Source organism: Paenibacillus sp. MMO-177, assembly GCF_037147795.1.
GTDB lineage: Bacteria > Bacillota > Bacilli > Paenibacillales > Paenibacillaceae > Pristimantibacillus.
This window is the reverse complement of the sequence record NZ_JBBCUR010000008.1, coordinates 120376-134470: the sequence shown is the minus strand read 5'-3', so window position 1 is coordinate 134470 and position 14095 is coordinate 120376. Positions and strand designations below refer to the sequence as shown.

The following is a 14095-nucleotide window of genomic DNA, read 5'->3' as shown; positions in this document are numbered from 1 at the left end:
CCGATATTCTATAAATAATGCGGATATTTACCTACGGGCTGCTCTTCCGTCCTGTAAAGCGTGAATACGGTAATGCTTGAAAAAACCCCCTAAAAAAGCTACAATGTGAGCATTAGACATTAATGACAATGCCTGAAATGCGCGTGTTAACACGCCCCCAAGGAGTGGATATTCATGCAGCTTAAGAAGCTGAACGATAAAGCAATTGACCAATTATTCGAAGCGATTCTTACCCTTAAATCCGTTGAGGAATGTTATATCTTTTTTGACGACCTATGCACGGTAAATGAAATTCAGTCTTTGTCGCAGCGTCTTGAAGTTGCGCGCATGCTGGGCAAGGGCAGCACGTACAACCAAATCGAGGCGGAGACAGGCGCCAGCACGGCGACGATTTCCCGGGTTAAGCGCTGTTTGAATTATGGCAACGATGGGTATAAAATGACTTTAGAGCGTTTAGGCAGATAATGCCATGAAGCCAGGTATTCTCGTGATCAGTCATGGTTCGAGGGAAGCAGAATGGGTTCGGCTGGTCGATCAGGCGGTAGCTGCCGCGGCAGCTTCTCCGCACGTGCAAGGCGTGCCGGTCTATTCTTCTTTTCTCGAAATTGTTGAAGGCCGTTTGATTCAGGATGGGATAGATGCGTTAGAAGGGCAGGGAGTGACGGATTTATTCGTGCTTCCTTTGTTCCTTTCGTCCGGCAGCACGCATGTCGACGAGATTGGGCAGGCGTTTGGCCTGCCGCCGGTGGCCGAGCTCGAAGGCGACCTTGGCACCTTTACGGTTAACGCCAAGGTTCATTACGGCATGCCGATTGATGACGATCCCGATATTGCGGAGCTGCTGCTGTCGAATATTAAGCCGCTGTCCGTTAAGCCTGAGACAGAGACGGTTATGCTTATTGCGCATGGAAGCAAGGAAAAGGTTTTCCACGAACGCTGGCAGCACGGTTTGAACCAGCTCGCGGAACGGCTGCGGAAGCTGGGCGGCTTCGCCCACTACGCAACGGCGATGCTGCTGCCGGATCAGGCGGCGGATCGTTTGAGAGCTTTGCAAGAGGAGAGACCAAATGAAGCGGTAATCGTCGTTCCTCTATTTTTGAGCAAGGGTTATTTTACGAATACGGTCATTCCAACGCGGTTGCAGGGTCTGAATTACCGGTACAACGGGCAGGCTATGCTGCCTCATCCGGCTATTGAGCGGTGGCTGGAGCGGCGTATGACGGCTTGGCTTCAGGAGAGGTAAGTGACCGTTTTTTGAAAGAAATGGTGGGTTAATCGATGAAGCGTGCAAGATTGATTTACAACCCGACGTCGGGAAGAGAAGAGATGAAGCGTCGTCTCCCGGATATTCTGCAGAAGCTGGATCAAGCGGGAATCGAGACCAGCTGCCATGCGACGATTGGAGCGGGAGATGCAACGCTTGCCGCAGCGGATGCGGCGGAGCGGGATTACGATCTGATTATCGCGGCAGGCGGCGACGGGACCATCTATGAGGTTATTAACGGCATGGCCAATAAGCCGAACCGGCCGCCACTTGGCATTTTACCTCTGGGTACGACCAATGACTTCGCCCGCGCGATGGGGATCCCGAAGCATTGGGAATATGCGTGCGATCTCATTATCCAGAATTACACGCGGCCGATTGACGTCGGTCAAGCGAACGAGCGTTATTTCATTAATATCGCGGGGGGCGGCTCGCTGACCGAGCTGACCTATGACGTGCCAATTAAGCTGAAGACGATGATCGGGCAGCTGGCGTATTATTTGAAAGGCTTGGAGAAGATGACCCGTTTAAGCCCGACGGAGCTTGTTATTGAGGCGGAAGGGGTAGGTAAATTCCACGAGGAATTTATGCTTTTCCTGATCTGCAACAGCAATTCGGTTGGCGGATTCGAGAAGCTGGCGCCGGAGGCGAAGCCCGATGACGGACTGTTTGACGTCGTGCTGCTCAAGAAATGCAACCTGGCCGAGTTTATCCGGATCGCTACGTTGGCGCTCCGGGGCGAACATCTGAACGATTCGCATGTGATTCATTTCCGTACGAATAAGATGAAGGTCACTTCGCCAAGTTACGTGCAGATTAACCTGGATGGCGAATACGGCGGTACGCTGCCGTTTACGTTCTCGGTGCTGCCGTCGCATCTGCAGATTTTTGCCGATGAGCACGGTGCGGCATCCTATCGCAATCGCTGATCGCCATTGGAATAAACCTCTAGCCGTAAGCTTTATGCTTGCTGTCGGAGGTTTATTTCTTTATGCAGATGCATTACACTATAGGGATAATAGCATGAGGAAGCGGAGAGCAATGATGAATAGAAATCATACGCGTAATGCGGGTTCTAATAGAAAAGGCCATACACAAACGGCGGCTGGCGGCCGGAAGAGCGGGGGAACGGGAAGAGCTCCTTCACAGGCTGTCGTGGATGCGCCGGTGCAAAAAAACGATGAGGTTGTTGTCGATATTATCGGTCTGACACATGACGGCGAAGGGGTTGGCCGGGCGGAAGGCTATACCTTGTTTATTCAGGGGGCGCTGCCAGGCGAGCGCGTGCGGGCGAAAGTAATGAAGGTCAAAAAAGCATACGGCTACGCGCGCCTTCAGGAGCTGCTGGAGGCAAGCGAGGACCGCGTAGTGCCGGTATGCGGCATTTACGATAAATGCGGCGGTTGCCAGCTGCAGCATATGGACTATGCTGCGCAGCTGAACTGGAAGCGGCAGCATGTCGTGGATGCGCTGGAGCGGATCGGGAAGCTGCGGATTGCAGGCGAAGGAGAGTCAGCGTCCGGGGGGATTACCGTTCATCCGACGGTAGGGATGAACGACCCGTGGCGCTACCGCAATAAGGCGCAAGTGCCGGTAGGGGCATCGGCGGGCTACGGCGAGCTGGTGGCAGGCTTTTATGCCAAGGGCAGCCATCGCATTATCGATACGGATGAATGCCATATTCAACATGACCGCAACGATGAGGTTGTCCGGATTGTGAAGGCGATCGGCCGCGAGCTTGGCGTTTCCGCCTATAATGAGGAAACCGGGCAAGGGCTGCTGCGTCATGTCATGACGCGGACAGGCTTTGTAAGCGGCGAGATTATGGTCGTGCTTGTGACGAACGGACGCAAGCTGCCGCAAGCCGAGCAATGGGTGGAACGGATTCGCGCGGCGCTGCCGGAAGTAAAAAGCATTGTGCAGAACGTAAACACGCGCGATACGAATGTCATTTTTGGCGACGAGACGCGGGTGTTATGGGGCAGCGAGGTTATCTATGACGAGCTTGACGGTATCCGGTTCGCGATCTCGGCGCGTTCCTTCTATCAGGTGAACCCGGCGCAGACGGTAGAGCTCTACCGGACAGCCGTTGATTATGCGCAGCTGACGGGCAAGGAGTCCGTTATCGACGCTTATTGCGGCATCGGAACAATCTCTCTGTTCCTCGCACGGAAGGCGGGCCGAGTCTACGGCGTAGAGATTGTGCCGGAGGCGATCGAGGACGCGAAGCGTAATGCGGAGCTGAACGGCATCGGCAACGCATCGTTCGAGGCAGGTCCGGCGGAAGTGGTCATCCCGCGCTGGCGCGAAGAGGGAATTATCCCCGACGTTATCGTCGTGGACCCGCCGCGCAAGGGCTGCGACCCGGCGCTGCTGGATACGATTCTGAAGATGCAGCCGGAGCGGGTGGTATACGTCAGCTGCAATCCTTCCACGCTGGCGCGCGACTTGCGCACGCTCGAAGACGGCGGCTATACAACCGTGGAGGTCACGCCGGTCGATATGTTCCCGTGGACATCGCATGTAGAGTGCGTTGTGTGGATGAAACGAAGCATGTAACAGAAAGCTTCCTTCCGAAATGCGGAAGGAAGCTTTTTTAATTATGTTTAAGAGGTTGGCACATATAGTTGTATAGGTAATCGACTCTTTTATAAGGGGGTTATGGCGTGTACAACTATCCATTCGAACGTCAGGACGATCATCCCGTGCTAATGAGTGCCAGGCAGACAGCCGCAAATCAAATTCTGTTAACGTATGATCGGCGGGCTGACATCAATTCGGCTGTGCGTTTATCTAATTATTGGATTCGCAGCAATGCCGGAACGAATAGTGCCGCAAGCGTAAATATGGGGGATGCCCTAACGGCTTCGAACGCCATCCGGCCGGATATGGCGATGATTACGCCGGCGGACAATTCAGGTATGCATTTTCTTATGACGTTTAGGAGCAATATTCCTCCCCGCACGCTTTATGTTGTTCTTCCTTGCTTTGTGAATCTGGAGGGAGCGACAGGATTTAACGGCGAGAATTGGGGACCTTTCAGTATGAATATGTTTATCGGCCTGTAATGTTTATATAATCAGGACACCGGTAGGAAGCTTTTAAGCCACTTCACTCGAAGTGGCTTTTTGTTCTTTGGAGGATAGCGAAAAATAAGTGTCGCAACTTTAAATGATTTTTTTACATGTAGTGGGTGCAATTGGAAATAATAAAACATTGATACCCAACTCGTGCAGACAAGGAGGTCAAACTTTATGCCCGATATTCTTGCTTCCGTCTATGGTTTGAACGAAAACCCTGATTCAGCACCCTTGCTGGAGCTGTTAAAAGAAGCTTTTGTGGATTCCACGGATTTCCAAATGGAACTAATAGGCACGGTGGAGAAAGACGAATTGTATCTGTGCTATTTCCAATCGTTATGCTCTTCGCAAAAGCTGGATTTTCTGCTGGGAGAGGGCAACGGAGGGAATTTAACAGTCCGGCTTACCCGTTATAGCGGAATTGGTCTGACCGAGGGAGAATTCGAACGCTGCGAGGCGGCCATTTGCAACGGATATGCCATTCTGTGCAAGCCTAGATCTTCGAAGGGCCTGATTCTGCAATTATCGGAGAATCAGCAAAGAGGCATCGGGTCTCCAATAACCGAGAATGTTCTTCAAGGTCCAATGAATGCTTTTATCGAAAGTCTCGACGTGAATACCGCCTTAATCCGACAACAAATTCATTCTTCCAAGCTGAAATTGTGGGAGACTGTGGTCGGAACGGCCAGCTTTACCCGTGTCGCGCTATTTTATTATACGGATGCCATTGACGCGGACCTGTTGTCGCAGCTTAAAGAGAGAATATCCGATATGAAGACGGAAGCTATCCAGGACAGCGTTCAATTTCTGCGTCTGCTCATGTCCCGTAAACGATTGCATTTATTTCCTATGGCAGTCTCAACCGAAAGGCCCGACCGCGTCTCCATGGACCTGCTCAAGGGCAAAGCCATTATTATGGTAGACGGATCTCCGTTCGCTTTAAGCGTCCCTTCGGTTTATACCGATTTTTGGCATTCGCCGGAAGATAAATATGTCAATCCGTTTGTAACCAATTTTCTTCTTATACTGCGGTTTCTTGCCATGTTCATCAATCTGTTTCTCCCGGCTTTGTACGTGGCGTTGACCTCAATAAACGTGGACGTCAACCGCCTTGAGATCAGCTTGGCAGCTGCCGCTAGCCGAGAGGGCGTGCCTTATCCTGTTTTTATAGAGACGCTGCTTATGCTTGTTATGATTGACTTTATTACCGAAGCCGGACTACGGCTGCCCAAGACGGTTAGCTCAACCGTTACGATGGTTGGGGGCGTTGTGCTTGGACAAGCGATTATTCAGGCGAATATCGTCAGCAACCTGCTCATTATTATTGTAGCGGCTACGGCTATTACGAACTTTATAGTCGTCGATTACCAAATGGGCTTGGTTCAGCGAATTTTGAAGTATTTCATTGTAGTGGGGGCCTCGATCGCCGGACTTCTGGGTATCGTCTTCTGCTTTACTTGTCTTGTGTTTTATCTCAGCTGTCTCGAAACGTTTGGATATCCCTATCTTACTTCCTTATGGTCCAAAAGAAATAAGACAACCTAACCCTAGACCAATGTCCAATCGCACCGGAAGGAGCGTCTCATGAAGCGTCTATCGACTATAGGCTGGTACGAACTGCTTGCCATTCAAATGTTATACGCCGGTGCCTCGGCTGGTTTTATTTACCCTAGCTTTATCGTCCGCAGTACGGAAGGAGCCTACTGGATTCCCCTAACGATCTGGGCTGCCGGGGCTATTGTTAGTTCGTGGATATACAGCCGGCTGCTCACTCAATTAAAGGGGGAAAAGCTGTTGCAACGCATACATGCCTCGATAGGCGTAGTCTTGACATGCATCATTTGCCTGCCCGTTCTTCTGTTCTTATTTGCTGCGCTCGTTATAATGCTGAGGGCTTATACTGAGGTCATTACGATGACCATGCTTCCTACCACCCCGATTTCCTTTCTGAACGGCATGCTTCTTGCTCCTGCCGCACTGGCATTATCAGGGGTGATGCCAATCGTAAGAGCAGCCAGAGTTTTTTTTCTGCTAACCTTGCTGTTATCGCTTGTATTGCTGATTGTTGGTCTAAGCGATGTGCATTGGACGCTTGGCGCTCCCTGGATAAGAACAAACGGTGATTTCTTCTATGATAAAGGCTTTTACGCCGGATCTTTTATATGGATGGGGTTCGTCATCACCTCGTTTATTGGACCCTATACGCGGCAGTCGGCAAGAGTCGCCTTGGGCAGTTATATCATTGCGATTCTGTGCACGCTTCCTTTAATCGCCAGCTATATCTATTTGCCGATAATGACATTTGGAAGAGACTTAAGTAAACGTCTGACAGTCCCCGTCATTTCCAAGATGGATTCGGTATCCCACTATTGGGTTTTATTTGAAAATTTGACGGCTATCTTTGTCTCCGTCACGATGTTCTACATTCTGGTCATTATGGCCTTGAAGATGCATGTCATAGGAGAAATGTTTAGCACTTTAATGCCTCGGGCAAATAGACCTGTCATATACGCAGGGGCTTTATTGGCCGTATATGCGGCAGCAACGCTTGTCACCTCCTGGAGGGAGATTGAGAGCATTACCATAATAACAATCGGAATCAGGCTCTATGTCATGTTTATTTTTCCTTTGCTCGGCTTGCTTGCCGTGGCGTACGGCCGGAGAGCTGGAAAGGATGAAGGAATATGAGGAGGAGAAGAAGGCTTGGATGGAAGCTAATCATTCTGCTCTGCCTGCTTGTACTCATAACCGCCGGGTGCTGGGACTCCAAAGACGTGGATAACCGCCTTCTGGTTGGCGTAATAGGTCTGCAAAAGTCTTCCGACTCCTCCCTTAAGGTATGGTTCCGGTTTCCTCTGCCCAAGGCAACGCAAGAAAACAGGAAAAACGATTTTTTTACGCTTAGCCAGAATGGACAGACCGTATCGGATGCGATGAGCAAAGTAAAATACAAGCTGCCTAAGGCGCTTGACCCTTCCTCTACCCGAGCGATTTTGCTGGATGAGTCTTTGGCCAAGACGGGGCTGGATCCTTATTTGGAGTTTGCGATAAGAGAACGCTCCGTTCCTCTGGATGCTGTTGTGGCTGTAATAAGAGGCAATATGGAACGCATATTTACGAGCATGAATCCGACAGGTGAGCTCTCGGGTATTTATACCAAGCTGTATTTTGAGAATTACGCGGGGGGGATTCCGAGAAAAAACAAAACGATGCTGTGGGAGGTATATTCCAAACTGTATAATCCTTTCCATGCCAATCTGATTCCTTTACTAACCGAGGGCAAGCAGAACTCTTTTGTTCTCACCGGCAATGCGATTTTTGTCCATGACAAGATCAAAGGAGAGCTAAACAAGGACGAGTCGCTTATATATGAAATTTTTACGCACCGGTTTCACGATTCCGAAGTTGAGCTGATGAGCAAATCGGATGTTCGAATTGTACATAACCATACCCGATTAAAAACAGCCTTTAAGGACGGCAAGCCGATCATTCGGATTGATTGCTCGCTTGTCACAACGCTCATAGACAGCTCCCGTTCCCGGAAGCAGAACGCCCCCGAGGTTGTAGCTGAGCTTGAAGCAAATTTGAACGCTCATGCCAAATCGATGTTTGAAAAAACGCAGCGGCTCGGAGCCGACGTGTTTGGTTTTGGTGATCACTTCCGCAGTCGTCTTCAGCCTTCAGAGTATGAGAAATGGCCGGAAATGTTCAAGCGTGCAGAGATCAGTTATAAGTTCCGCATTGATTTGAGAAATACGGGGTTGGAGTTTCTGGAATAAACGCATCCCGTTTGGATTTTCGGGAGGCGGCTTGATCGGCGCGTATACCTCCGCTTTGGACGAGCGGGTGAAAGCGACGGTATTATGCGGCTGGGTAAATACGTTTCAAGGCAATGGGAATCGCTAGACCGGCTGGGCTGGGATATCCATCCGGGGAAACATGAGATTAGCGGCAGGATATCTGTCAGCTGGCTCTACGAAAGCTTAATCGAAGAGGAAAACGACCGAATTTGACAAAAGCTAGGGCGATGGTTGTGAGACTGAGGTCATCCTGGCGTGGAAATGTCTGGTAACTGCGGCACTTCCGCATATATTCCTTCTTGTTATGATAGTTGACATAGCCATTCATGCGGCTAGCCCTATCGGTAAGCAAGTATATGCTTACGAAGCAAGTTTTGCTTCGCAAAACTTTTTAGGAGGAATGTATGTGGTAAAGCGCAATCTATTTGCTCTGTTATCGTCATTTATTCTGGTCGGCGGCCTTCTGGCGCCGGCTGCGGCAACGGCAGCGCCGGCCAAACAGACAAGCTATAACGCAAATCCCAGCGTTTTGGACGTAGGCACGAAGCTTAGGGCCGACACGCTGGAAAGCGTCGAAGCCGAGGGACGGCTGAACCTGTCGGGCAGCGCGGCTTCGGAGAATGCAGGCTCCTCGTCGGCGGCGGAGGCCGGTTTGACGGAAGCCGATGTGGGTACCGTCAAGCCTTGGCTGACGAACAACGATGTGGACGGTCAATATTACTTGACGAACTTTACTCTACGTGCTGTTGGAAAGAACGGTGAAGTATGGGTAGCGAACAATCTTAAGTTCCCCAATGGTGATCCTCGCAATGGCTCCACTCAAATTACGGATGCGCAAGTTCAATATTTGCTGAATGAGTTCGAAACCCGTATTTATCCGAAAGAAATCGAATACTTTGCGCCGCCGGCGGAGCGCAAAGGAGAAGAGGGCTATAAAGGTTTGTACAAGGATGACAGCGGCCGCGTTGTTATTCTGATCGACAATATTAAGGACCAAAGCTATTACAACCCGAACTATCCGAGCTACATCGCCGGTTACTTCTCCCCGACGATCAGCGATTTTGCCGACCGCAATGTCATGACGATCGATTGTCTGGATTGGCTCAACAGGACCGGGCCGACAGCGGCAAAGCCTTATCTCTATGAAGGCGTATTTGCCCATGAGTTTCAGCATTTGCTGCACCGGGATACCGATCCGGCGGAAGAAAGCTTCATCAATGAAGGCTTGTCCGATTTCGCCCAGTACATGGTCGGATACGGCCACTCCACGGATCATGTGAACGAATTTTTGTCCAATCTCCGCAACTCTCTTACTATATGGGGCGACCAGACCGATCTCCAGATTCTTGCCGATTACGGCAACGCATATCTGTTCCAGCTGTATCTCTACGATCATTACGGAGAATCGTTTATCCGAACGTTGTTCCATGATCCATACACCGGCATAAGCGGCGTGGAAGATGCGCTTGCCGAGGCGGGAATTAATAAGTCATTCGCCGATTTGTATGCCGACTACATGACGGCCGTTGTACTCGACAGCGGGTATCAGGGCGACTCCTCCACATACAAATTCAACTCTATTGATCTAACTCCCAACTTTGCTGCTTCGGTTAAGGCGGACAATATTACTCCTGCATGGGGAACAGACTTTAAGGTGCTCAAGCCGGATTCGAAAATTGATCATTTGTACTTCCAGGGACTCGACTTCCTGCGCACCAACTGGACGCCTGTAGAGGATCCCGAGAGAGGGACGGTCCTATGGAGCAACCAAGGCGACCAGGCGGACAACTTCCTGATCAGGGAACTGGATCTTACCGGTCAGGCAACGCCTAAGCTCAGCTTCGATACCAGCTATAACATTGAAGAACAATGGGATTTTGGCGTTGTGCAAATATCGGAGGACGGTGGAAAGACCTGGACCTCGCTAGCCAACGAGGATACGCGCAGCGATCTGGTCGAAGGGGGTTATCCGAAGACGGCAGCCAATCTACCAGGCTTCACGGGCAGCTCCGAAGGCTGGAAGACGGAGACCTTTGATCTGTCCGCTTATGCCGGGAAGAAGGTGCTGCTTGGGTTCCGTTACCTGACGGACTGGGGCTACAACGAAGCAGGCTGGTACCTGTCCAACCTGAAACTGAACGGGACCATCATTGATCCGATGTCAGATACCTCCGGCTTTAAGAGCCTGGAGCAGGCGGTTGGCCAATACGTGAATTATCAGGTCGAGTTCATCGGCTTGATGAAGAATTACGATAAGCAGAAGGATAAAGAACGCGGCAACCAAGTAAAGGTTATCCGGGTGCCGGATCTGATCAATATGTCTCAGTCCACCCGAATTGAGCTTGCCGATATGCTTCACAGCTCCAAGTACGACCGCATCATTATGATGACGACTTACGCCGCGCCTGAAGGCACCGTGAGCAGCGTGCCTTACAATTACGACGTAGTCTTAAAGTCTAACGGAAAAAAAGGAAAGCCCTCTAAATAAAAAATAGAAGAAGACGCCAGGATTCTCCTGAGCGTCTTCTTCTATTATATTAAACTCTCTACTCCCCATCCGTTTCTCTATACTCGAAATAATCGAAATCCGCGTATTTCCGTTTCCGGCAGGAATCCTGGCAGCAGACGCCAACAAAGGCGCCTGTGAAGTGGCCGAACTTCGAATACTCGTCCGAGCATTTGCTGGCGTCCAGTACGGGACCAATCTGCGTCCATTCCTCGCCGTCCGGGGAGCCGTAGAAGCGAAGCTCTGCCTCTTCGATTACAGCGCGCAGATACACCTTGTCCCAGCCGGCAATCGGTATCCGGGAATCCGGCAGCTCTACCTTAACGCCGTTGTCGGCATACAGAATACCTAGGCATTTGCCGTTCAGGCTTTCGCTATAGTAAATTCTTAAGTAATAGAACATGTTCTGATCGTAAAATAACGTCAGTCCAGCGGTTTCGTGGAAATTGTCCGGTTCGAATTCTACGCAGGTCTCGGCAACCGCATGGACGGATTGCAGGCGGCGGGCGATAAGGCTTTGCTCGTGAAGGGAGAACAAGGAATCTCTGCCTCTTAGCCGCATATAACCCGGCCGTGCTTTCAGGCTTATCCACGATTCGTTCAACGGCACACGAAGGGAGTTCAGGTGCACATTCCATTCGCCGCTGTCGAAGTGTTCCCTTGCCGGCTCCTTCTCCCATGGAGCAGGCGCAAGCAGAGGAGGCTGAACCGTAAGCTCAGCACGTTGTCCTCCGGATGCAAGGCGGAGCCAGCCGTCCTTCGTCCATTCGCAGCGCTGGATGGCGGTTTCCCGGCCCAGCATGCTTCGCTGATTCGAAGCAAGCGGCCTTGCCGTGAGATGCGCAATGTACGGCACGCCGTCCTGCGTCTCCACGAGAGAACCGTGTCCGCTCTTTTGCAGAACGGAATCGGGATTGTACTGATAAGGCTTCAAGTAATCGTCAACGCCGCGCCGGTTCAGGTTAATCTCCTTTGCCGACGTAATGATGGGATTGCATGGATCGGATTCATAAGGGCCAAACAGGGATTTGGAGCGGGCAATCGTGACGCCGTGGCCAAAGCCTGTGCCGCCTTCCGCCGCCATCATGTAATAGTAACCGTTCTGCTTGTAGATATGCGGTGCCTCCAGACAGCCCATGTCGGTTGCCCCGCGGAAGATGCTGACAGGCGTGCCGATCAGCTCGCGGCTCTCCGGAGCATATTCCTGGATGACGATAGAGCCGGGATGCTCGTAACCAAGGCGGTTATCCCATTCGAGATTCAGCAGCCATTTGCGGCCGTCGTCGTCATGGAACAAGGAAGGATCGAACCCGGAGCTGTTCAGGTACGTCCGTTCCGACCATGGACCCGTAATGCTGCTTGCCGTGACGACGTAATTGTCCAGATCAAAGAAGTTGCCGGTTGTGCTGCGCATAATGGTATAGATCAAATAGAACAGCTTGGCATCCTCGTCGTAGCTGAGGCATGGCGCCCATACGCCGCCCGATGCCTCGATGCCTTTGAGATCAAGCTGCGACTCGCGGTCCAGCGCGTAACCGATGACACGCCAATTTACCAGATCCTTGGAATGGTGAATTTGTACGCCGGGATACCATTCAAACGTTGAAGTCGCGATATAATAGTCGTCTCCCACCCGAAGAATGGAAGGATCGGGGTTAAAGCCCCTCAGAATAGGATTCTGAATCATGGTCATTTCACTATTCTCCTTCTATTAGCCTTTAACGGCGCCGGCCGTTACGCCTTTCGTAATCTGCTCGTTAAACACCGCGTAGATGATAATCGCCGGGATCGACGTCAGCACCATAACCGCGAATTGGGAGCCGTAATCGGAAGAGTACTGGCCGGTAAAGTTCATAACCGAGAACGGAAGCGTCTTAAGCGCATCCTTGCTCAGGAACGTCGAAGCCATAATAAATTCATTCCAGCAGTTCAGGAAGGTCGTAACGATAACCGTAACGAGCGCAGGCTTAAGCAGCGGCGCGATGATCTGGAATACGATACGGTAAATGCTGCAGCCGTCCATGACAGCCGATTCCTCCAGTTCTTTCGGGATGCTTCTCAGGAAGCCGCTGAGCATAAACGTTCCAAGAGGAACGGATACCGCCGTATAAGGAAGAATAAGGCCGAGATAGGAATCCGTTAAGCCAAGCTCTTTGAAGATCGCGAAGTTTGGCAGCAGGGTTGCGTGAATAGGAATCATAATGCCAAGAAGCAGAATCGTGTACAGCAAGGTCCGGAGCTTCCATTGCATGCGGATAAACGCGTAAGACAGCGTCAGTGATAAACCGACTGTCAACAGGATCGTCACGATGGAGATAAACAAGCTGTTGAACAAATATTTCAAAAATTTCCCATCCACCCAGGCATTTACGTAGTTTTGCCACTGCGGCGAGCTAGGCCATTTCAGTATGCTATCGGAATAAAAGTCGGCACTCGAATTAAAGGAGAAGTCGACAAGCCAGATGAGAGGAAATAGTTGTCCTGCGGCGACGATCAGGAAGAAAATCCAGATTGCCGTTTTTTTGCGTGCTATCATGTGTGTCGCCCTCCTAGAAGTCCGTCGCATCGCTGCGAGTAAGACGGTTGCTCAAATAAGTTGCAAGTAGACATACAATGACGAACAGAATCGAAATCGCGTTGGCGTAGCCGTATTGGCTGGCCGAGAAAGCTTTGTTATACAGGTATACGGCAAGGAATTGCGTAGAGTCGCCGGGTCCGCCGTTTGTTGTCAGGAACACGGTCTCCATCTGCTTCAATGCGGTAATGATGGCAAGCGTAAATTGAACGGCAATAACCGGTTTGAGGAGCGGAACGGTAATTTTCAGATGCATTCGGAAGCCGGAAGCGCCGTCGAGCTGCGCAGCCTCGTACAGGTCCTCGGAAATTCCTTTAACGCCTGCGTAGTAGAACAGGAGACCCCAGCCAAAGCCGGCCCAGATCAGAATAAAGAGCATGGAGCCAAGAGCTGTGCTGCTCTCGCCAAGCCAAGCATGCTTCAAGGCATCAAGGCCAACAAGATCCAGCAGCTTGTTCAGCATGCCGAAGGTTGGATCAAGAAGGGAAAGCCACATTTTCGAAATAACGACAACCGAGATGACGCATGGGATAAAAAAGATCGTGCGGAAAATCTTCTCGGCTTTGCCTCCAAGACGGTCGAGGAGGATCGCGAAGAAAATACAAATCGGATGCTGCAGCACGATAAAGCCGATCCCGAGAAGAAGCGCGTTGCGAAGAGCGAGCCAGAACTTCCCGTCATGGAAGAGCAGATTCGTGTAATTGTCGAAACCAACCATCTTTACGTTGGTTCCCGGAGCGAGCGTATCGGTAAAGGAATAATAGCCGCTGACCAGAATCGGGGCCAGGAAGGTAAGCGCGAACAGCAGCATACCGGGAGCTACGAATAGAAAAATCGCCGTTTTGTTTCTAAACACTCGATGCATGATAA

At 51.0% G+C, this 14095-nt stretch carries 12 protein-coding genes; 9 read left to right on the top strand and 3 right to left on the bottom strand.

The window, feature by feature from the left end; translation table 11 throughout:
- The first annotated feature begins 174 nt into the window (after positions 1–174).
- The 9 genes from WFK81_RS23385 to WFK81_RS23345 all read left to right on the top strand — a co-directional run bounded on the left by WFK81_RS23385 (position 175) and on the right by WFK81_RS23345 (position 10632).
- Positions 175–465, top strand: a complete 291-nt coding sequence (locus WFK81_RS23385; protein ID WP_015842506.1) for a YerC/YecD family TrpR-related protein — start codon at positions 175–177, stop codon at positions 463–465.
- Between the two features lie 4 nt (positions 466–469).
- The gene (locus WFK81_RS23380; protein ID WP_336788924.1) at positions 470–1243 is read left to right on the top strand and encodes a sirohydrochlorin chelatase; all 774 of its coding nucleotides are present in this window, start codon (positions 470–472) and stop codon (positions 1241–1243) included.
- A gap of 35 nt (positions 1244–1278) precedes the next feature.
- Positions 1279–2193 carry a diacylglycerol kinase gene (locus WFK81_RS23375; protein WP_336788922.1) on the top strand — a complete coding sequence of 305 codons (915 nt, stop codon included), beginning with the start codon at positions 1279–1281 and terminating at the stop codon, positions 2191–2193.
- Between the two features lie 112 nt (positions 2194–2305).
- On the top strand, positions 2306–3823 hold the full coding sequence (gene rlmD / locus WFK81_RS23370) for a 23S rRNA (uracil(1939)-C(5))-methyltransferase RlmD (RefSeq protein WP_442956090.1): 1518 nt from the start codon (positions 2306–2308) through the stop codon (positions 3821–3823).
- Positions 3824–3930: 107 nt separating this feature from the next.
- Positions 3931–4332 (top strand): hypothetical protein, encoded by a 402-nt coding sequence (locus WFK81_RS23365; RefSeq protein WP_336788921.1) that lies wholly within the window; start codon positions 3931–3933, stop codon positions 4330–4332.
- Positions 4333–4518: 186 nt separating this feature from the next.
- Positions 4519–5889 carry a spore germination protein gene (locus tag WFK81_RS23360; protein ID WP_336788920.1) on the top strand — a complete coding sequence of 457 codons (1371 nt, stop codon included), beginning with the start codon at positions 4519–4521 and terminating at the stop codon, positions 5887–5889.
- A 39-nt stretch (positions 5890–5928) separates the two neighbouring features.
- Positions 5929–7032 (top strand): GerAB/ArcD/ProY family transporter, encoded by a 1104-nt coding sequence (locus tag WFK81_RS23355; RefSeq protein ID WP_336788919.1) that lies wholly within the window; start codon positions 5929–5931, stop codon positions 7030–7032.
- Positions 7029–8123: a Ger(x)C family spore germination protein gene (locus tag WFK81_RS23350; protein ID WP_336788917.1), complete on the top strand. Its 1095-nt coding sequence runs from the start codon at positions 7029–7031 to the stop codon at positions 8121–8123. Before WFK81_RS23355 ends, WFK81_RS23350 begins: the two co-directional genes overlap by 4 nt.
- Positions 8124–8550: 427 nt before the next feature.
- The gene (locus WFK81_RS23345) at positions 8551–10632 is read left to right on the top strand and encodes a choice-of-anchor J domain-containing protein (protein WP_336788915.1); all 2082 of its coding nucleotides are present in this window, start codon (positions 8551–8553) and stop codon (positions 10630–10632) included.
- 58 nt (positions 10633–10690) lie between these two features.
- On the opposite strand, the gene WFK81_RS23340 is transcribed toward WFK81_RS23345, so the two are convergent.
- The 3 genes from WFK81_RS23340 to WFK81_RS23330 are packed head-to-tail and all read right to left on the bottom strand — an operon-like array spanning position 10691 to position 14090.
- Complete coding sequence (locus tag WFK81_RS23340) at positions 10691–12343, bottom strand: glycoside hydrolase family 43 protein (RefSeq protein ID WP_336788913.1); 1653 nt, start codon at positions 12341–12343, stop codon at positions 10691–10693.
- 18 nt (positions 12344–12361) lie between these two features.
- Positions 12362–13186 (bottom strand): carbohydrate ABC transporter permease, encoded by an 825-nt coding sequence (locus WFK81_RS23335; RefSeq protein ID WP_336776394.1) that lies wholly within the window; start codon positions 13184–13186, stop codon positions 12362–12364.
- 13 nt (positions 13187–13199) lie between these two features.
- The gene (locus tag WFK81_RS23330; protein WP_336788911.1) at positions 13200–14090 is read right to left on the bottom strand and encodes a carbohydrate ABC transporter permease; all 891 of its coding nucleotides are present in this window, start codon (positions 14088–14090) and stop codon (positions 13200–13202) included.
- Between the last annotated feature and the right edge of the window lie 5 nt (positions 14091–14095).